Raw genomic sequence first — 18,359 nt, forward strand, 5'->3', positions numbered from 1 at the left:
GTGACGTAGGCCTGGTGGTGCTTGGAGTGGTGCAGCTCCATGATCCGCCCGGAGATGTGCGGCTCGAGCGCACCGTAGTCGTAGGACAGCTCGGGGAGAGTGTAGACAGGCATGGTTCCTCAGGTTCCTTCCGTCGGTATGCAGCCACGCTAGGACCTCGACCACGGTTGAGGTCAAGGACGGCGCGCTGTGATCTTGCAGGTCGGACGGGTCGTCCCGCGCGTCGAACGGCTGCGCCGAGCACGCGGTCCGCGACCGGAAGGGCGCCTTTCCGGTCGCTCGTCCCGTGCTCGACGGACGGTGGTCGGTCAGGGGGCCGGGGTCCGAATCCGTTGGGCTGGGGGGTCCTCGTCGGGCACGATGGACGGATGCCCGACGACGCCCGCCCCGGCCTGCGCGTGACGACCGCACTGGTCGTCCCCGAGGCGGAGCTGTCGTGGCGGTTCTCGCGCTCGTCCGGCCCCGGCGGGCAGGGCGTCAACACGACGGACTCGCGCGTCGAGCTGTCGTGGGACGTCGCGCGGTCGGCGGTCCTCACCGACGCCCAGCGCGCGCGCCTGCTGGACCGGCTGGGTCGCCGCGTCGTCGGGGGCGTCGTCACGGTCGCGGCGTCCGAGCACCGGGAGCAGCGGCGCAACCGCGAGGCGGCGCGCACCCGGCTCGCCGCCCTGCTGGCCGCGGCCGTCGCGCCGCCCGGGCCGTCGCGGCGGGCGACGCGGCCCACGCGCGGGTCCGTCGAGCGGCGGATCGCCGCCAAGAAGCGGCGGACGGACGTCAAGCGCCTGCGCCGCCCGCCGCAGGACTGACCCGGCTGGCACGCCTCACCGACCACGACCCTGCGCACGGTCGAGCACGGGCCTCCTGTCGTTCTCGACGCGAGAGCGACGGCAACCTCGTGGTCGGCGGGGTCAGAGGCGGCGCGCGAGCTCCGGGTAGTCCACCACGAGGCCGTCGGCGTCGACGGTGAGGTCGGCCGTGAAGTCCCGCGTCGCGCTCGTGTACGTGACGACAGCCTGCCCGGTCGCGGGGTCGAGCGGCGTGCGGGCCGCGTAGACCTGGTCGCTGCGCAGGACCCGCAGCGACGGCACCTCGACCCAGGCCATGACGAGGTGCGTCTCGTGCGCCGGCGGGTCGTCCCCGAGCAGGCCGAGCCGCAGGATCGGCATCGTGTTCGTCACCGGGCAGAGCGCGATGTCGCAGTCCAGCGCCCCGTCGAGCGTGGCCGGGTCCTGCACCCCGGGCACGGCGAGGCCCGACGGCGGCGTCCCCGCCTCGCGCACGTCGGCCCGCCACGCGCCGTCGGGCATCCGGGCGAGGTCGAGGTGCCGCGACCACCCGAGGCCCCGCACCGACACGTCGAGGTGCTCCGTGACCCAGCCCGGCCCGGTGCGCAGCGCCCACGCCGTCGCGTAGGTGGTGGCACGCGACGTGCCGAGCGCAGCCAGGCGGTCGCCGCGGACGGTGACCGTCGCCGCCTCGAGGCGGTCGGGGTCGTCGTCCCAGCCGGTCCATGCGACGTGCCTCGTCCGTGGGCTCACGCCGGTCAGTGTGGGCCGAAAAGCCGGTGCCCGCGCGGCGAGCGCGTGGCAGGGTCGCGCCATGACCTCTCGCATCTCCCACACCACGTTCGACGCGCGGGACGCCTACGCGCAGTCCGTCTTCTGGGCCCAGGTCCTCGGGTACACCGACGTGCCCGGCGACCCGAACCTCCCCGGCCACGAGGAGTGCATGATCGTCCCGCCGGCCGACGCGACGACGCCCGCCGAGAGCCGCGGGCACGTCCTGTTCGTCGAGGTGCCCGACGACAAGCAGCTGAAGAACCGCGTCCACCTCGACCTGCGGCCCACCGACAGGTCGCGCGAGGAAGAGGTCGAGCGCCTGCTCGCGCTCGGCGCGACCCAGGTCGCCGACCGCCGCACGCCCGACGGGATGGGCTGGGTCGTGCTCGCCGACCCGGAGGGCAACGAGTTCTGCATCCTGCGCAGCGACGCCCAGGTCGCGGCGGACGCGGCGCGCTAGCGGTCGGTCATCCGGATCCAGCCGCGCTGCGCGGCCCGGACGCCGGCCTCGAACCGGCTGGTGGCGCCGAGCCGTCCCATGAGGCCGGCGGCGTGACGGCGCACGGTGCGGGGCGAGACGCCGAGCCGGACGGCGACGGCGGTGTCGGTCTTGCCCTCGGCGAGCAGCCGCAGCAGCGTGTCCTCGCTCGGGGCGAGGGCGTCGCCGTCGGGCCGTGCGCGGTCCCACTCGGACTCGGCGAGGGCGCGGAGCGCGGCGACGGCGTCGCGGTCCGTCACCGCGCGCGTGCGCCCGGGGCGTGCCACGAGCACGACGGTGTCGTCGAGGGCGACGAGCGACACCGGGAGGGAGGTCGCGACCCGTCGCTCGACCGCGGGGGTGCCGCCGCTCGTCTCACCGGGCCGACCCGCCGCACGGTGGGGGCCGCGGTCCTGCGCGGGTGCGCCGTCCGTGCCCTCGCCGCGACCCGCACCGACGGCGCCGGTGCCGAGCGTCACGACGCGGAGGCGTGCGGCGTGGCGGACGCGCTCGCGGACCCGGAGCCACAGGGGCTCCGGGCAGGCCTCGCTGCCGTCGTCGAGGACGAGCACGTCGTGCGCGCGGCGCAGCGCGAGGGCCCGCGCGGAACGGCGGGCCCCGAGGACCGGGTCCCGCTCCGTCGAGGTCACGCCGTGTGACTGTAGTCGACCCCGGCAACGGTCCCGGGCCGTCCCGCGGTGCTGACCGACGTGACGGGTTGCGGTCGAGAGAAGGCATTTGTCCTCTTCCGGCCACGTGAATTTGTTTACACCGCGAGCAACCGCTGCGAGGCTTCCCCCGGACCGCCGGGGTGGGGCGTGTGCTTCCTGGCGTCCGCGTGCGTCGGGACGGTCCCGGCGCCGGTGAGCAGGGGGCGACGTGGGCGTGCAGCCGGACGACCGGACTCTCGTGGACCTCGTCCGCGACCACATGCGCGAGCGCCCGGACCACCCCGCGGTCGTCGTCGTGCCGGAGGTGGGGGAGCGGCGGACGCTCACCTACGCCGAGCTCGACGCGCAGGCGGCGGCGCTCGCGGCCCGCCTCGCCGCCCGGCACGAGCCCGGCGACCGCGCGCTGGTGCTCTACTCCGCCACCGCGTCGTTCGTCGTCGGGCTCCTCGCGTGCTTCTCCGCCGGGCTGGTGCCCGTCCCGTCCCCCCTCCCGGGCGGGCAGGCGTACCAGCGCGAGCGCGTGCGCGGCATGCTCGCGGACTGCGACGCCGCCGTCGTGCTCGTCGACCCGACCGCCGCGATCGAGACGACGGAGTGGGCCGTGCCGCTGCGGCGCGCCGACGGCGGACCGGTCGCCGTCACCGTGGTCGACGGCGCGACGGACGGCCCGGCGCGGCGGGACCGCCCGGGCCCGCAGGACGTCGCGTTCCTCCAGTACACCTCCGGGTCCACGAGCAGCCCCAAGGGCGTCGTGGTCACGCACGCGAACGTGCTGCACCACCACGACGCCTTCACCACGACGCTCGGCCTCGTCCCGGACGACGTCTTCTGCAGCTGGCTCCCGGGGTACCACGACTTCGGCCTCGTCGGGATGCTGCTCGTGCCGCTCGGCCTCGGGGCGACGGCGGTGGTCGTGCCCTCGACGTCGTTCCTCAAGCGCCCCGTCCGCTGGCTCTCCGCCATCACCGAGACGGGGGCGACCGTCACGGCGTCGCCGAACTTCGGCTACGACCAGTGCGCGCGGCGCGTGCGCGACGACCAGCTCGCCGATCTCGACCTGTCCCGTCTGCGCTGGGCGCTCGGCGGCGCCGAGCCGGTCGACCCGGCCGTCCTCGACGCGTTCACGCGCCGGTTCGAGCCCGTGGGCTTCCGCGGGTCAGCGCACGGCCCGGGGTACGGCCTCGCGGAGGCGACGTTGACGGCCACGTACCCCGACAGGCGCCTCCCGCTCGTCGTGACGGCGGACGAGACGGCGCTCGCCGACGGCCGCCTGGTCGTGACGGAGGAGGCTTCCTCTCTGTCCGCCCTCCCCGACGCCGCGACGGTCGAGGGACCGGGCGCGCGCCTGGTGTGCTGCGGCGTGCCGAGCGGGGTGGAGCTGCGGGTCGTGGACGGCGAGGGCGGCACCGTGCCGGACGGCGCGGTCGGCGAGGTCTGGCTGCGTGGCGACAGCGTCGCGGCCGGGTACTGGGGCGAGGCGGCGGCGACCGCGACGGCGGAGACCTTCGGCGCCGTCGCCGCGGACGGCACGGGACCGTGGCTGCGGACCGGCGACCTGGGGGCCCTGCACGGCGGCCAGCTCGTCGTCACGGGCCGCATCAAGGAGCTGCTCATCGTCGCGGGCCGCAACCTCTACCCGTACGACCTGGAGCGCGAGCTGCGCCGCCTGCACCCCGGGGCCGAGGGCCGCCCGGGCGCGGTGTTCGAGGCGGACGGCCGACCGGGAGCGCTGTGCGCGGTCCAGGAGTTCCGCCCCACGACGGGCGCCCGGGCGGGCGGGGCGGCGAGCGCCGAGGAGGAGCTGGACGCCGTCGTCCGGCAGATGGCGGCCCACCTCGCGACGGTCTCGGGCGCCGCGGTGCACGACGTCGTCCTCGTGCGTCCTGGCCAGGTGCCGCGGACCACGAGCGGCAAGATCCAGCGCGGCCGGGCGCGCGACCTGCACGGCCGGGGCGACCTGGCTGCGCTCCACTCCCTGCGCGCTGCCCGGGACCGCGCGCACCCCGAGCTCGCAGGGACCCGACCATGACCGCACCCCGCCCCGACGCCTTCGACGACCTCGTGCTGCGCCACGTCGCCACCGCGCTCGGCGTCGCCCCCGCCGACGTGGACGCGGGGGCCGACCTCGCCGGGCTCGGCCTCGGCTCGGTCCAGGTGCTGGCGCTGCTCGGCGACCTGGAGGACGCCCTCGGCGTCGACCTCGACCCGGAGGCCGTCGTCGACAACCCGACGCCCCGCGCGCTCGCGACGCACCTGCGCAGCGTCGTCGACGTCCCAGGGACGGCGGCATGACGACCCTCGTCGACGTCGGCGCGCACGTGCCCGCGACGCGCGTGCCGATCCGGGACCTCGCCGACGAGCTCGGCCTCGACCACCTCGAGCTCGGCGTGTTCGAGCGGTTCTTCGGGCTGCGCGAGGTGTGCACGGCGCCGGGGCAGACCCTCACCGACCTGCTCGTCGCCGCGGCGCGCGCGGTGCCCGGGCTCGCGGGCAACGAGCACCGCGTCCGGTACGTGCTGGGGGCGCGGACCATCGCGACGGTCGCCCCGGTCGGGGTGAACCCCCTGCACGACGCCGCGACGCGCCTCGGCCTGGACCACGCGGTCGTGTGGACGCTCACCCAGCACGCGTGCGCGTCGGCGCTGCTCGCGGTCGACCTCGCGGGGCGTCTCCTCGCGTCGGACGGCGACCCGGACGCGCTCGCGCTGGTGCTCACGGGGGAGAAGGCGTTCAGCCCGGGCTCCCGGCTCATCGAGGGCACGACGATCATGGGCGAGGGCACGGCGGCGTGCCTCGTCGCGGCGTCGCGCCCCGCAGGCTCGTGCGCCGACGGGGCCGCGCCGGGCAGCCCCGTCCTCGCCTACGCGACCCGCACGCTGGGCGAGTACCACCAGGTGCCGCTCCCCGAGGACCTCGCAGGCCCCTTCGGCGTCGCGTACACCGAGGTGCTCGCCGAGGTCGTGCTGGAGGCCGTCGGGCGCGCGGGCCTCACGCTGGACGACCTCGCGCTCGTCCTGCCGCACAACGTCAACCGCGTGTCCTGGCGTCGGCTGTGCACGCGCCTCGGCCTCCCGCTCGCGCGCGTCCGGCTCGACGACGTCCCGGTGACCGGCCACTGCTTCGGGGCGGACTCGTTCATCGGCTACGCCGCCGCGCGCGCCGAGGGTCGGCTGCGGCCCGGCGACCCGTTCCTCATGGTCGCCGTCGGGCTGGGCGCCACGTTCTCCGCCATGGTCCTGCGCCACGAGGGCTCCGAAGGCGCCACGGTCCACGACACGAAGGAGCAGGCATGACGGTCGAGCTGGTGACGGGGACCGCCCCGCACACCACCACGACGGCCGGCCGCGAGCCGTTCCTCGCGCGGACGAAGCGCGCGCTCGCGGGCGCGCCCGACGCGCCGCTCGTGCTGCTGGGGAACGTCGAGGTCGAGGACGCGTGGGCGGTCGGGGAGGTCGGCCTGCCCGCCGTCGGCGGCGCGTCGGCGACGGCCGCGCTCGTCCACCGCATGGACGAGCTCGCGCTGCTCCTCGCGGGCCCGCACGACCACGTCGTGCTCAAGGCCGAGCCGGACCCCGACCACCTCGCGCACCTGGACGCGCTCGGCGTCGGGCTCCCCACGGTGCACGTCGCGGGATCGAGCGACCCGCTGCGCACGGTGACGCTCGACGCGCTCGACTCGCCCGCGCTGCTCGCGCGCCTGGCGGAGCTCGCGGCGGACGGCGTGCGGCTCCTCGCGCACGGGACGTCGTCGGCCGAGGAGGACCTCGCGACGGCGACGGGCCTGCGCTCGGTGCTCCCCGACGCGGCGACGACCAAGACCGTCAACAGCAAGGTCTACAGCCGCGGTCTGTGCGACGAGCTGGGCGTCGAGCAGGCGCGCGGCTGGGCGTGCCGCACCGTCGAGGACTTCGAGCATGCGTGCGCCGAGGCCGCGCGGCTCGTCGCGGACGGCGCGACCGTCGGCGTCAAGGACGCGTACGGCGTCTCCGGGAAGGGGATCCTCGTCGTCGACGACCCGCGCCGGCTCGACCAGCTCGTGCGCATGGTCGCGCGCCGGGCCGCGCGCTCGGGCGACGACCGCCTCGCCGTCGTCGTGGAGGTCTGGGCCGACAAGGCGACGGACCTCAACTACCACTTCACCGTCGGGCGGGACGGCTCGGTCGCGTTCGACTTCGTCAAGGAGGCGATCACGGAGGGAGGCGTCCACAAGGGCCACCGCATCCCGTCGCGCCTGCCGGCGGACCAGGTCGAGGCGCTGGCCGAGCTGTCGGGCCGCCTCGGCGCGCGGCTCGCGGCCGACGGCTTCCACGGCCTCGTCGGGGTCGACGCGCTCGTGCGCACCGACGGCCGGCTCCTGCCCGTGCTCGAGATCAACGCGCGCAGCAACATGTCGACGTACACCGTCCCGCTCCAGGAACGGTTCCAGCCCGACGGGTGGGTCGCGCTCGCGCGCCAGTACCCGCTGGTGCTCGACGCGCCGCTCCCGTTCGCGGCGCTCCACGACCTGCTCGGCGACCTGCTGCCCGGCGCCCCCGGCGAGGCGGGCCTCGTGGTCCAGGGGACCGGGACGGTCAACGCGGGCGCGTCCGGGCCGACGTCGGGCGCGACGTTCGCGGGACGGCTCCACGGCCTCCTCGTCGCGCCCGACGACGACACCCTGACCCGCCTCGACCGCGCCGTCACGGAGCGGCTGGCCTCGCGGCCCACCGGCCGCCCCACCGAAGGAGACGCCCGATGACCACGACCCCGACCCGGCCGACGACGCCCGGGAGCGCGGACCTCGCCGCGGTCGCGGAGCGGTACGGCACCCCCGTGTACGTGTACGACGGCGACGTGCTCGCCGCGAACTACCGGGCGCTGCGCGAGCGGCTGCACCCTGCGCTGGGGATCTTCTACTCGCTCAAGGCGAACCCGAACGTCAGCGTCTGCGGGCTGCTGCACGCGCTCGGCGCGAACGCCGAGGTGTCGTCGCTCGCCGAGCTGCGCACCGCGCTCGCCGCGGGCGTCGCGCCGCAGGACGTCCTGTTCCTCGGCCCCGGCAAGAGCCGGGACGAGCTCGTCTCGTGCCTCAACACGGGCGTGCGCGCGATCATCGTCGAGTCGCTCCCCGAGCTCGCGCTCGTGGACGAGCTCGCGCAGGCGGTGGGACGGCCCGCGCGCGTCGTGCTGCGCGTCAACCCGTCGTTCTCGGTCAAGGGCTCCGGGCTCACCATGGGCGGCAAGCCGCGCCAGTTCGGCATCGACGAGCAGCAGCTCCTCGACGCGCCCGGCCTGTGCGACGGCCTCACCGCGTCCCGCGTCGTGGGCGTCCAGGTGTACATGGGGACGCGGATCCTCGACGAGGGCACGATCGTCGAGAACACGACGCGGATCTTCGATCTCGCCGAACGGCTCGCGGAGCGCCTGCGGTTCCCGCTGGAGCTCGTCGACGTCGGCGGCGGCCTGGGCGTCGCGTACTTCGAGCGCGAGCGCGACCTCGACGTCGAGGTCCTCACCGCGGCGCTCAACCCCGTCGTCGAGGCGTTCGTGCAGCGCCACCCCCGGACCGACCTCGTCATGGAGCTCGGCCGCTACCTCGTGGCGCTGTGCGGCACGTACGTCGCGCGCGTGCGGTACGTCAAGGAGTCGATGGGCGAGCGGTTCGCGGTGGCCGACGGGGGCACGAACCACCACATGGCGGCCGTCGGCATCGGGTCGTTCGTCAAGCGCAACTTCCCGATGCGCCGCGTGGGGCCCGCCTCGACCGCCGAGGACGTCGCGTGGAACGTGACGGGCCCGCTCTGCACCCCCAACGACACGATCGGCAAGGCCGTGTCGCTCCCGGCCGACCTCGCGCCGGGCGACCTCGTCGCGGTGGACCGCTCCGGCGCGTACGGCGCGACGGCGTCGCCGGTGCACTTCCTCAGCCACGGGTACCCGGCCGAGGTGCTCACCCTGGGCGACGAGACGTTCCTCGTCCGGCACGTGGACACGCCCGACGACCTCCTCGCGCGACAGGTGTTCCACGACCTCGGCGCGCGGGTCGAGCCCGTCGCCGTCGGCGCCGTCCCCTGACCCACCGCCCGTCCGCCCTCGTCCAGCCACCGCCCGCCCCGCGGGCGCCGACCCACCACCCGGAGGAACCATCGTGAGCACCAGCACCGAGCCGCAGGAGGCCCTCGGCCGCGAGCGCGTCGTCGGGGCCGTCGTCGAGGCCCTGTCGAGCGTCCTCGGGCGACCGCTGCCTGACGTGACTGCGGCGACGCGCCTGTTCGACGACCTCGACCTCGACTCCACGAGCGTCCTCGGCCTGCTCATGGCCCTCGAGGACTCGCTCGACATGGAGGTCGACCCGGAGTCGCTCGAGCAGCACCACCTCGAGACGGTCGGCTCGCTGACGGACTTCGTCGTCGAGCACTCGACCCGGAACTGACGTGCCGCTCGGGGGCAGCGGTGCGGGGCCCGGAGCCTCGCCGGTGTCGGGTCCGCGCGAGGACGCGCTGCGGGTGCGGGCCGTCGTGGACGTGCCGGTAGACGACCTCGCGCCCGTCGGGGACGGGACGCGGCGGTCGGTCGCGGAGGACCTGCGGTACGTCTACGGCGAGGACCAGCCGACGGACTGGCTCGAGGACGGGCCGGGCCGCGACTACCCGACGATGATCCGGGCGGCGCGCGCGGCGCTCGGCGGGCGCGGCCTGCTCGACGACGTGCGCCTCGTCGTGCTCGTCGTGACGACTCCCGACCTCCAGCACGAACGGCTCCTCGGCGGGTTCGTCGCGGACCTGTTCGACGGCGGCCCGTCCACCTTCTGCGTCACGGAGCAGGGGCTCGCGGGCCCGTTCACCGCGCTGCGCCTCGCGGGCGAGCTGCTCGCCGACGGCGGGCCGGGTGTCGGGCCGGCCGGCCGGCCGGGGGATGCCGGGCGCGCGGGGACGGCCGTCGTGCTCGTCCTCGAGCAGTGCACGCTCCCGCCCACCGCGACGCGCGTCCCGGCGCGGGACCGCGTGGTGGCGCTCGTCGTCGCGCGCGACGGCGCGGGTCGGCCCGTCGAGGAGCTGACGGTTGCGCGCGCCGCGCGGGGTCCGCGACCCGCGGGTCCCACCGCGCCGGCGGGTTCGTCCGACGCACCCCGCGGGGCGCGCCCGGACGTCCGGCGCGTCGTCCTCGGTGTCGACGTGGACCCGGCCGACGTGCCCCTGCTCGATAGCGACGTCGTGCGGCACGCCGACCCCGGGGCCGCGGCGACGGGCGTCTGGGAGGTGCTCGCGGACGACGACGCCCCGGACGCGCCCGTCGTGCTGCACGAGCGGTGCGTCGAGCTCGGCTACCGCTGCTCGCTCGCCCTCGGTCCGCGGTCGGCCGCGACGGCGCCGGAGGCCGGCGGCCGCGCCCGCGAGGCGGTGCTCGCATGAGCGCGGGGATCGTCTCGCGGGACGCGGGCACGGTGAGCGCCGGCGTCGCGGCGCCGGGCGCTGCGGGGGGTGCAGCGACCTCGGGGGCCGGGGTCGCCCGGGTCACCGGGGTCCCCGGGGCACGCGACGTCGCGCGCGAGCAGGGCGCGGTCGCGGCGCTCGTCGCGCTCGCCGCGGTGCTGCCTGTCGCGGTGCTGCCGGGGGAGTGCGTCCTGCTTCCCGACGACGTCGCCCCGCCGCCCGGGTCGGCGCTGCTGGGCGAGGTGCTGTCGGACGCGGGCCCGCTGCTCGCCTGGCGCGCGGCGGCGTCCGGGCCGGTGGACGACCGGCGCGACCGTGCCGCGGACGCCGCGTGGCGCGTCGGGGTCGCGTGGGCGCGGACCGGCCTGTGCGAACGGCTGGCCGACCGTGCGGTCGACCGGCTGCGCGGCCGGAGCATCGGCGGCACGGCGACGGTGAACCTGCCGCCGGTCCGCCTCGTCCTCGCGGACGCCGCGCTCGCGCACCTGGAGGCGCAAGCGCTGCTGGCGCGCGTGACCGCGGAGCCCGAGGAGCGGGCGGACGACCGACCGGTGCCCGCCACGACGCTCGCGCGCGTCACCGCGGTGCTCGACCGCACGTCGCGCACCGTCCACAACCTGTTCGGCGCCTCCGGGTTCGTCGACGGCGACGCGGCCCGGCTGGCCCGCACGATCGACCTGCTCGGCCATGCGAGCGGGACGCTGCCGACCGGGGCGACCCGCGGCGGGGAAGGGCAGGACGCATGACCACCGTCGACCTCCTCGCGCTGCGGGACCACCTGCGCCCCGTGGCCGTCGCGCTCCGCGAGCGCGCGCTCGCGGTCGACGCCGACCCGGGCGCCCTGCACACGCTCCTCGACGCCGGCGTGCTGCCGTACCGGCAGCTGGGCGGCTTCCCGCCGGGCTATCTCGACGACCCGCTGCGCGTGCGGGGCGTGCCCGTGCTCGTGCGGACGTGCGTCGAGCGCGCCGTCGTCGCGGAGACGCTCGCGTGGGGCGACGCGTCCGTCGTCGTCGGGGCGCCGGGGCCGTCGATGTCCGGGGTCGTCGTGGACGACCTCGCGGACGACGAGCAGCGCGACCGCTTCTACCGGCACGTCGCGCAGCCGCGCACCTGGACGTTCTTCGGGCTCACCGAGCCCGACCGCGGCTCGGACGCCGCCGCGCTCGAGACCGCGGTGGTTGCGGGAGGCGTGCCCACGGGCGCCGTCCTGCGCGGCCACAAGAAGTACGTCGGCAACGTCGCCCGGGCGAGCCTCGGCGTCGTGTTCGCGCGGCACCGCCCCGGCCCGCTCGGGGTCGGGGTCTACCTCGTCGACACCGCGCGCCCGGGCTTCGACGCCGCGCCGCTCGTGACGACGGGCATGCGGGCCGTGCAGCTCGGCGAGGTCCGGCTCCGCGACGTGCCGCTCCGCCCGGAGGACACCCTGGGCCGGCACCTCTCGCCGTCGCGCCGTGGCCTCCTCGGGGCGGTCCGCACGTTCAACCGGCTGCGGCCCGTCGTCGCGGCGCTCGCCGTGGGTGTCACGCAGGCGGCCCTCGACTACGTGCGGGCCGCGCGGTCGTCGTTCCTGGCCGACGAGCGCCTGCTGCTCGAGACGTTCGACGACCGTCTCCACGCGGCCCGGGCCCTCGTGCTCCAGGCGGCGCGCGGCGCCGACGCCGACCCGGCGGACGGGACGCTGCCCGCGGCGGCGAAGGCCACGGCGCTGGACCTCGCGGAGGAGGTCACGCGCGCGGTGCCCGCGCTGCTCGGCCCCGGCGCGCGGTGGGAGCACCCGTACCTCGACAAGCTCGTCCGCGACGTGCCCGGCCTGGAGATGATGGAGGGCACGCGGACCGTCCAGCGGCTCACGCTCGCCCAGGGCTGGCTGCAGGGCAGGGCACGGCATGTCGAGCTCGTCTAGGGAGGCGGGAACGGCACCGGCCCTGCCCGTCCCCGGGCCCGATCCTGACGCCGCGCCGCCGGGCGGGCCGGGGCTGCCGGGCGCGTCGGCGCCGTCGGTCGCGGAGCTGCGCCGACGCGTCCTGCGGCTCGCGGGCCCGATCTGCGCCGCGCTCGTCGTCGGGGCGCTCGCGCAGCTCGTCGTCGCGGCGCTCCTCGGGCACATGGGCGACGACGCCCTGTACGTGCGCTCGCTGTTCATCCCGGTGACGTTCCTCGTCCTCGCCGTCCAGGAGGGTCTCGACGTCTCGACGCAGGTCGGGTTCGCGCGCCTGCGCGGCGCGCGCGGCCGGGACGACGTACTGGCGTCCGCGACGACGGCGCTCCTGGGGCGGTTCGTCGCCGCGGGCGGTGCGGTGCTCGGCGCCGTGGCGCTCCTCGTCGTCCTCGCCGCCCCGGCGCTCGCGACCGTGCTCTCCGTGCCGGGCCCGCTCGTCGCGGAGTTCGTGGCGTTCGCGCGCTGGACGGTGCTCGCGAGCGTCCTGTCCGTGCCGACGGCGGTGGCGGCCGCCGCGCTGCGCGGCTGGGGCCGCACGGGCGCGTCGGCGACCGTGGCGCTGCTCGTCGCGGGGCTCCAGGTGCTCGTCGTGTGGCTCGTCGGGCTGGTCGGCGGGTTCGGCGTCCTCGCCGTCCCGGTCGCGATCGCCGGGTCGACCCTCGTGGGCGCGGGCGTCGCGTGGGCCCTCCTCGTGCGCGCGCGCCTCCTCCCGCGCCCGGGGCGGCGGACGCGCGGCGCCTCGCGACCGGGCGCGGCGGACGGCCGGGGCGTCGACGTGCGCGCGCTCCTCCTCGGCGTCGGCCTGCCGGTCGGTCTGTCCTACCTCCTGCTCACCGTGACGAACCTCGTGATGGTGTGGGTGCTCGGGCCGTCGGGGACCGACGTCGTCGCCGGGTTTGGCGGCGCCGCGACGGTGCAGACGCTCGTCGTCGTGCCGGCCATCGGCCTCGCGGCCGCGGTGAGCATCGTCATGAACCAGCAGTGGGGCGCAGGTGCGCTCGGCCTCCTCCCGCGCACGTTCCGTGCCGGGACGGTCGTGGTCGCGGGGACGTACGTCGTCGTGGGCGCCCTCGTCCTCGCGGCGGCGCCCCTGCTCGCCGGGCAGCTCTCCGCCGACCCGGAGGTCGCCGCGCAGGCGGCGCTGTACCTGCGGGTCGTCGGGCCGTCGTACGCGGGGGTCGGCCTCGTGCTGTACCTCGTGACGCTGCTGGAGCAGCTCGGGTACGGGCGCGTGGCGGTGACGCTCAACGTGCTGTACCACGCGGTGTCGCTCGGGGTCGGCGGGGCGCTCGCCCGGGCGGGGGGCGGGCCGACCGCGCTGTACGCGACGATCGCGGTGGCGAACGTCGTCGGGCTGGCCGTCCTGCTCCCCGTCGCGGTGCGTCTCGTGCGACGACGCGCGGGCGGCGGCCGGGCGCGGCAGGTCACGTCGTGACGGCCGGACCGGTGGTCGTGCGCGCCGGGGAGCCGGGGCCGGGACCGGTGACCGCGGCGCGGGGCGAGGTCCGCGACCTGGTGCTGAGCGTCGTCGTCATGCACCACCCGGCGCGGGGCGACGTGTCCGCCCTCGTGCGCGCGTGCGCGCCGCTGGACGTCCGCGTCGTGGAGGACCCCGACCCGGACGGTCCGCCCAGCCCGCTGCGCACCGCGAAGCGCGCCTGGGCCGCCGTCGCGCCCGGTGCGACGCACCACCTCGTGCTCCAGGACGACGTCACGCCCGTCGCGGGCTTCGCGGAGCTCGTCCGGCGCGCGGTGCGGGCCCGGCCGCGGCACGCCGTCGCGCTGTACTCGAACTGGAACAGCCCGCGCAACGCCTACCTCGTGCGCGCCGCCGCGGCGGCGGGCCAGGCCTGGGCGCCGCTCGGTCACGACGAGTGGGTGCCGACGCTCGGCCTCGTGCTCCCCGCCGACGGCGCCCGACGGCTCGCCGCGCACCTCGCGACCCTGCCCGACGACGCGCGCGACGACGACGAGGCCGTCGTGACCTTCTGCGCGCGCGAGCGGTACCCCGTCGTCGCGACGCTGCCACACCTGCTGGAGCACGGCGACAGCCCCAGCCTCGCGGGCAACGACGCGCACGGCGCCCGGCACGCCACCGTCCCGGCGGGCGACGTCGTCGACCCGGACGCGTGGGACCGGCCCGGGCCGGAGCGCACGCCGGCGCGCGTCCCGGCGACCCTGCGGCCGGTCGCCGTCACGCTCGAGCGGTCGCGCTGCACGCTGCGCGTCCTGCGGCCCGCCGCGGGCGAGCCGCTCGAGCACCCCTTCGGGTGGGCCTGGGACGCCTGGGCGGGGTGGCTCGGCGTCGACCCGGCGGTCGTCGCGCACGACGTCGCGGCGCTCGCCGCGGGGGTCTGCCCGCGGCTGGGGGACGTCGGGCCCGCCGCGCTCGTCGAGCTCGGCGCGGCGTGCTGGCTGCTCGGGTCCGACGTCGCGCGGACCGCCTGGCCACCGGCTGCCGGCCCCGGCACGACGGCGCACCGGGCGGCCGCGGTGCGGACGTGGGTGCTCTCGGGGCTGCTCCCCGCCGACCGCCCCGAGGACCGCGTCGACGAGCTCGTCGCGTTCGGTCTCGACGCGCTCGCCGCGGGCGCGGCCTGGGCGACCACGGCGCAGGACGCCACGGCGGGCGGCGCGTACCCCGCGGGGCCCGCCCGGCCGGATCTGGCCGCGCACGACGACCGGCTCGACCCGGCCGCGCCCGACGCGGTGCGACTCCTGGCCGAGCGGGACGCGGCCGTCGTCTGCCGCGCGGCCGGTCCCGCGGTGCCGGTGCGGGTCGTCGTGCACGACTGCGCGTCGTGCGGCGCGCAGGCCGCGGACGCCGTCGCCGACCTCGCCGCGCACGGCGACCTCGACGGCGCGGCCGAGCACCTCGTGGCGGACGAGCAGGACGTCGTGGACGAGCACGGCGTAGCGGCGACCGCCGTCGGGTCGGACGACACCGCGTCCCCCGCGGTCGACGGGACGGGTCGCCCTCGCCCGGCGCCTGGCGGCCCCGACCCCGTGCACGGCGACGGACGGACCGCGGACGCTCGGGCGACGGTGGAGGTCCTCGCGTGCGAGCGGCTGGAGGTGCGCGGGCTCCTCGGCCTCGTGCCGGGCGGACGGCACGTCTCGCGCGGGCTGTGGGCGGCACGCCGGGCGTCGGCCGCGGGTGAGGAGCGGCTCGACGCCGCCGACCTCCTCGCGGCGCTCGCGGACGAGGCGGCCGGCCTGCCCGTTGTGGCCCGCGCGGTGGGCGAGCCGCTCGGCCGCCCGAGCCGCGCGCCGCTCGGCCTCCAGCATGCGACGGGTGCCGCGCAGGAGTACGCCGACCGGTACGCCGCGGCGCGGTCCGCGCGCGCGGCGGAGCTGCTGTGAGCGGCGGCCCTGCGGGCGTGTGGCGGTGGCGCGGCGACGCGCTGCTGCTCGACCTCGACGGCACGCTCGTCGACTCGTCCGCCGCGATCGAGCGCCACACGCTCGCGTGGGCCGCCCGCCTCGGGCTCGACGGCGAGGCCGTCGTCGCCGCGTCGCACGGACGGCGTGACGTCGAGGTCGTCCGCCTCGTCGCGCCGGGTGCCGACGTCGTGCGCGAGGTCGCGTGGCTGCATCGCCTCTCGTGCGACGACACCGAGGGCGTCGTCGCCGTGCCGGGCGCGGCCGAGCTGCTCGCCGGTCTGGACCCGCGCACGTGGACCGTCGTGACGTCGGCGGCGCGCGAGGTCGCGCTCGCGCGCCTCACCGCGGCGGGGCTGCCGGTGCCGGGGCGCCTCGTGTGCTCGGAGGACGTGACGCGCGGGAAGCCCGACCCCGAGGGCTTCCGCGCCGGGGCCCGGCTGCTCGGCGTCGACCCGCGGCGGTGCCTCGTGCTCGAGGACTCGGCGGCGGGCGTCGCGGCGGGGCGCGAGGCGACGGCGGCCGTGCTCGCCGTCGGGCCCGAGCCCGTGCCGGGGGCGCACCACCGCGTGCCGGACCTGCGGCCGGTGGCGGCACGACCCCTGCGCGGCGGGCTGGAGGTCCTCGTGCGGGCCGACCGCCCCCTGCGCGTCGCGAGCCTGGAGGTCGTGGCATGAGCGGAGCCCTCGACGTCGAGGCCTGGTACGTCGACACGACGGTCCCCGTGCTCGGCGGCGACACCCTGCTGGGCGCGGCGGAACGGGCGCGGTCCCGGCGGTTCGCGGTCGCCGCCGACGCCTCCCGGTACGTGCACGCCCACGTCGCCGCCCGCGTGATCCTCGCGCGGCGCGCGGGTCTGGCGCCCGCGGACGTCCGGTGGGAGGTGGGGCCGCACGGGAAGCCGGGGCCCGTCGTCGGGCAGCGGTGGAACCTCTCCCGGAGCGGGGGGCACGCGCTCGTCGCGCTCGCGGCCGACGACGTGGGTGTCGACGTGCAGGTGCGCGACCCCCGCGTGGACGTCGCCCGCGTCGCGGCGCGCTACCTCGCCCCTGCGGCACGGACCGCGGGAGCCGCCGACGACTGGCGTCGCCTCGCGCGCCTGGAGGCGTGCGCCAAGGCGGTCGGCGGGCGCCTGCTCGACGTGCTCGGGCTCGACGTCACCACCCCCGGGGTCGTGCGAGCCGACGACGGCGCGTGGCGCGGGCAGGAGTGGTGGGTGTCCGACGTGCCGGCCCCGGACGGAGCCGTCGCCGCGTGCGCGACGCCGGGCGCGCGCCCGCACGTGTGCCGCGTCCGGGCGTGGCCGGGGGAGCAGCGCGACCGCCCGGTCCGCGTGCCACGACCGGTCGCCGCAGGGGAGGGGGCCCGATGAGGGTCGTGCACCGGGTCGAGGTCCGCGGGAGCGCGGGCGAGGGGCCCGCCACGTGGGGGCAGACCGCCATCCGGCGGGCCCTCGTGGCGCTCGCGCCGCAGGACCACCAGTTCAACCTCGTGTGGGGCGGTCCGCTCGACCGACCGCTGCCCACCGCCGCGGCGGTCGAGGTGGTGCGGGCGCTCGTCGAGCGCCACGACTCCCTGCGGACGCGGATCCACGCGCGGGGCGACGGCTTCGCCCAGGAGCTCTGCGGCGCCGGGACGGTCGAGGTGGTCGAGGAGCGCGTCGACGACCTCGCCGCCGTCGCCGTGCGCGGCGCACGGATGCGCCACGAGCTCTGGGGCCGGGCGTTCGACTACGCGGCGGACCTGCCGGTGCGCGCCGGTCTCGTGACCGTCGACGGCGCGGTGCACCACACGGTGCTCGTCGTCGCGCACACGGCCCTCGACGGCTGGGGCCTGCCCGTGCTCGACGCCGACCTCACGGCCCTCGCCGCGGGGAGCGCCCCGCCGGAGCGGGCCGCGTGGACGCCGCTCGACGAGGCGGCCTGGCAGACGTCGCACGACGGCCGCCGGCACGACGCCGCCGCCCGAGCCCGCACCCTGCGCACGATGCGGGCGGCGCCCGTCGTCGTCTTCCCGCGAGGCAGCGCCGACGCCGAGGGCCCGGACGGCGGGGACGCAGACCGCGGGAGCACCGTCCGCAAGGGCACAGGAGGCGTAGGCGAGGAGGCCGGGGGCGCGGGCGAGGCGGTGGCCGCCGCGCGGCCGCGCTACCGGCAGACCGTCCTGCGCTCGCTCCGCCTCGTGCCCGCCGCGGAGCGCGTGGCCGCGCGGTGGCGCACGAGCACGTCCGGCGTGCTGCTCGCGGCGTCGTGCCGGGCGCTGGCCGCCGCCGCGGGCCGCGACGACCTCGCCCTCCAGGTCATGGTGAGCAACCGGTTCCGGCCGGCGCTCGCGGACGCCGTCGTGACGACGGCGATGGAGGGGCTGCTCCACGTCGACGGCCTCGACGCCCCGTTCGAGGAGGTCGGGCCGCGCGTCTGGCGGGCCGCGATGACCGCGTACCGCTCGGCGTACTACGACAAGGACCTGCTCCGACGCGAGGCCGCCGCCGACCCGACGACCGCGCACGACGGGACGTGCTGGTACAACGACCGGCGCGGCACCGGGCCCGACCGGACGCTGCGCGCACGACCCACGCGGTCGCGGCGGCTGGCGTGCGCCGACGCGTCCGACGAGCAGGGCGGCGTCACGCTCACGCTGCACCTCGTGGACGCGCCGGACGGCGGGGTCGACGTCGTGCTCACGGCGGACGCGGCGCGCCTCGACGACGCGACCGCGGCGTCCGTGGTGCGGGACGTCGAGCGCACGGTCCTGACGGCGTCCCGGGCCCCGACCCCGTCGTCGCCCCGACGCGGCCCTCGGCCTACCCGCCTGACCGGGGCAGCGAGGGCCACGCCCGCGCGTCGGGCGGTGTGACGTCCGCAACGGGGTGCGGGTGAGGCGGCGCCAGCGCGTGCGAGGAGTGCCGGAGCCTGG

18 protein-coding genes and 1 pseudogene are annotated in these 18,359 nt (G+C 77.5%); 16 read left to right on the top strand and 3 right to left on the bottom strand.

Features of this window, described 5'->3' with window-relative positions; all coding sequences use genetic code 11:
* A pseudogene (locus BXA05_RS18880) lies at nt 1–113 on the bottom strand (superoxide dismutase); the annotation flags it as partial.
* 255 nt (nt 114–368) lie between these two features.
* Between BXA05_RS18880 and arfB the strand changes: the two are divergent.
* Nucleotides 369–806, top strand: coding sequence for an alternative ribosome rescue aminoacyl-tRNA hydrolase ArfB (arfB, locus tag BXA05_RS18885; RefSeq protein WP_076406737.1), 438 nt, complete (start codon nt 369–371; stop codon nt 804–806).
* Between the two features lie 102 nt (nt 807–908).
* Here arfB and BXA05_RS18890 read toward each other — a convergent pair whose 3' ends face one another.
* Nucleotides 909–1,538, bottom strand: coding sequence for a putative glycolipid-binding domain-containing protein (locus BXA05_RS18890; RefSeq protein ID WP_076406739.1), 630 nt, complete (start codon nt 1,536–1,538; stop codon nt 909–911).
* Nucleotides 1,539–1,599: 61 nt separating this feature from the next.
* Between BXA05_RS18890 and BXA05_RS18895 the strand changes: the two genes are divergently transcribed.
* Nucleotides 1,600–2,019, top strand: a complete 420-nt coding sequence (locus BXA05_RS18895; protein WP_061268882.1) for a VOC family protein — start codon at nt 1,600–1,602, stop codon at nt 2,017–2,019.
* Here BXA05_RS18895 and BXA05_RS19875 read toward each other — a convergent pair.
* The gene (locus tag BXA05_RS19875; RefSeq protein WP_076406741.1) at nt 2,016–2,687 is read right to left on the bottom strand and encodes a helix-turn-helix transcriptional regulator; all 672 of its coding nucleotides are present in this window, start codon (nt 2,685–2,687) and stop codon (nt 2,016–2,018) included. The genes BXA05_RS18895 and BXA05_RS19875 overlap by 4 nt on opposite strands.
* A 229-nt stretch (nt 2,688–2,916) precedes the next feature.
* Between BXA05_RS19875 and BXA05_RS18905 the strand changes: the two genes are divergently transcribed.
* From BXA05_RS18905 to BXA05_RS18970, 14 genes are all read left to right on the top strand, one after another.
* Nucleotides 2,917–4,737: a fatty acyl-AMP ligase gene (locus tag BXA05_RS18905; RefSeq protein ID WP_211435881.1), complete on the top strand. Its 1,821-nt coding sequence runs from the start codon at nt 2,917–2,919 to the stop codon at nt 4,735–4,737.
* Nucleotides 4,734–5,000 carry an acyl carrier protein gene (locus tag BXA05_RS18910; RefSeq protein ID WP_076406742.1) on the top strand — a complete coding sequence of 89 codons (267 nt, stop codon included), beginning with the start codon at nt 4,734–4,736 and terminating at the stop codon, nt 4,998–5,000. The genes BXA05_RS18905 and BXA05_RS18910 overlap by 4 nt, the downstream gene beginning before the upstream one ends.
* The gene (locus tag BXA05_RS18915; protein WP_076406744.1) at nt 4,997–6,001 is read left to right on the top strand and encodes a 3-oxoacyl-[acyl-carrier-protein] synthase III C-terminal domain-containing protein; all 1,005 of its coding nucleotides are present in this window, start codon (nt 4,997–4,999) and stop codon (nt 5,999–6,001) included. The genes BXA05_RS18910 and BXA05_RS18915 overlap by 4 nt, the downstream gene beginning before the upstream one ends.
* The gene (locus BXA05_RS18920) at nt 5,998–7,446 is read left to right on the top strand and encodes a preATP grasp domain-containing protein (RefSeq protein ID WP_143311217.1); all 1,449 of its coding nucleotides are present in this window, start codon (nt 5,998–6,000) and stop codon (nt 7,444–7,446) included. Before BXA05_RS18915 ends, BXA05_RS18920 begins: the two co-directional genes overlap by 4 nt.
* On the top strand, nt 7,443–8,762 hold the full coding sequence (locus BXA05_RS18925) for a type III PLP-dependent enzyme (protein WP_076406745.1): 1,320 nt from the start codon (nt 7,443–7,445) through the stop codon (nt 8,760–8,762). Before BXA05_RS18920 ends, BXA05_RS18925 begins: the two co-directional genes overlap by 4 nt.
* A 73-nt stretch (nt 8,763–8,835) precedes the next feature.
* Entirely contained in the window at nt 8,836–9,120 is a 285-nt protein-coding gene (locus BXA05_RS18930; RefSeq protein ID WP_061268877.1) for an acyl carrier protein, read from the top strand.
* Between the two features lie 43 nt (nt 9,121–9,163).
* Complete coding sequence (locus BXA05_RS18935) at nt 9,164–10,099, top strand: hypothetical protein (RefSeq protein ID WP_143311218.1); 936 nt, start codon at nt 9,164–9,166, stop codon at nt 10,097–10,099.
* On the top strand, nt 10,096–10,866 hold the full coding sequence (locus tag BXA05_RS18940) for an acyl-CoA dehydrogenase family protein (protein ID WP_076406748.1): 771 nt from the start codon (nt 10,096–10,098) through the stop codon (nt 10,864–10,866). Before BXA05_RS18935 ends, BXA05_RS18940 begins: the two co-directional genes overlap by 4 nt.
* On the top strand, nt 10,863–12,026 hold the full coding sequence (locus BXA05_RS18945; RefSeq protein ID WP_076406750.1) for an acyl-CoA dehydrogenase family protein: 1,164 nt from the start codon (nt 10,863–10,865) through the stop codon (nt 12,024–12,026). Before BXA05_RS18940 ends, BXA05_RS18945 begins: the two co-directional genes overlap by 4 nt.
* Nucleotides 12,010–13,497, top strand: a complete 1,488-nt coding sequence (locus BXA05_RS18950; RefSeq protein WP_083712048.1) for an MATE family efflux transporter — start codon at nt 12,010–12,012, stop codon at nt 13,495–13,497. Before BXA05_RS18945 ends, BXA05_RS18950 begins: the two co-directional genes overlap by 17 nt.
* Entirely contained in the window at nt 13,494–15,425 is a 1,932-nt protein-coding gene (locus BXA05_RS20160) for a hypothetical protein (protein WP_076406751.1), read from the top strand. The genes BXA05_RS18950 and BXA05_RS20160 overlap by 4 nt, the downstream gene beginning before the upstream one ends.
* Nucleotides 15,422–16,120: an HAD-IA family hydrolase gene (locus tag BXA05_RS18960; RefSeq protein WP_143311219.1), complete on the top strand. Its 699-nt coding sequence runs from the start codon at nt 15,422–15,424 to the stop codon at nt 16,118–16,120. Before BXA05_RS20160 ends, BXA05_RS18960 begins: the two co-directional genes overlap by 4 nt.
* Nucleotides 16,117–16,815, top strand: coding sequence for a 4'-phosphopantetheinyl transferase family protein (locus BXA05_RS18965; protein WP_076406753.1), 699 nt, complete (start codon nt 16,117–16,119; stop codon nt 16,813–16,815). The genes BXA05_RS18960 and BXA05_RS18965 overlap by 4 nt, the downstream gene beginning before the upstream one ends.
* The gene (locus tag BXA05_RS18970) at nt 16,812–18,299 is read left to right on the top strand and encodes a condensation domain-containing protein (RefSeq protein ID WP_143311220.1); all 1,488 of its coding nucleotides are present in this window, start codon (nt 16,812–16,814) and stop codon (nt 18,297–18,299) included. Before BXA05_RS18965 ends, BXA05_RS18970 begins: the two co-directional genes overlap by 4 nt.
* The last annotated feature ends 60 nt before the right edge of the window (nt 18,300–18,359 follow it).

Source organism: Cellulosimicrobium funkei (assembly GCF_900155925.1).
Lineage (GTDB): Bacteria > Actinomycetota > Actinomycetes > Actinomycetales > Cellulomonadaceae > Cellulosimicrobium > Cellulosimicrobium funkei.

Excerpts from the sequence above, each read along its gene's own strand:
- BXA05_RS18920 (WP_143311217.1), top strand. The coding sequence starts at position 5,998 with ATGACGGTCGAGCTGGTGACGGGGACCGCCCCGCACACCACCACGACG.
- BXA05_RS18915 (WP_076406744.1), top strand. The coding sequence starts at position 4,997 with ATGACGACCCTCGTCGACGTCGGCGCGCACGTGCCCGCGACGCGCGTG.
- BXA05_RS18895 (WP_061268882.1), top strand. The coding sequence starts at position 1,600 with ATGACCTCTCGCATCTCCCACACCACGTTCGACGCGCGGGACGCCTAC.
- BXA05_RS18970 (WP_143311220.1), top strand. The coding sequence starts at position 16,812 with ATGAGGGTCGTGCACCGGGTCGAGGTCCGCGGGAGCGCGGGCGAGGGG.
- BXA05_RS18910 (WP_076406742.1), top strand. The coding sequence starts at position 4,734 with ATGACCGCACCCCGCCCCGACGCCTTCGACGACCTCGTGCTGCGCCAC.
- arfB (WP_076406737.1), top strand. The coding sequence starts at position 369 with ATGCCCGACGACGCCCGCCCCGGCCTGCGCGTGACGACCGCACTGGTC.
- BXA05_RS18945 (WP_076406750.1), top strand. The coding sequence starts at position 10,863 with ATGACCACCGTCGACCTCCTCGCGCTGCGGGACCACCTGCGCCCCGTG.
- BXA05_RS18965 (WP_076406753.1), top strand. The coding sequence starts at position 16,117 with ATGAGCGGAGCCCTCGACGTCGAGGCCTGGTACGTCGACACGACGGTC.
- BXA05_RS18950 (WP_083712048.1), top strand. The coding sequence starts at position 12,010 with ATGTCGAGCTCGTCTAGGGAGGCGGGAACGGCACCGGCCCTGCCCGTC.
- BXA05_RS18940 (WP_076406748.1), top strand. The coding sequence starts at position 10,096 with ATGAGCGCGGGGATCGTCTCGCGGGACGCGGGCACGGTGAGCGCCGGC.
- BXA05_RS18925 (WP_076406745.1), top strand. The coding sequence starts at position 7,443 with ATGACCACGACCCCGACCCGGCCGACGACGCCCGGGAGCGCGGACCTC.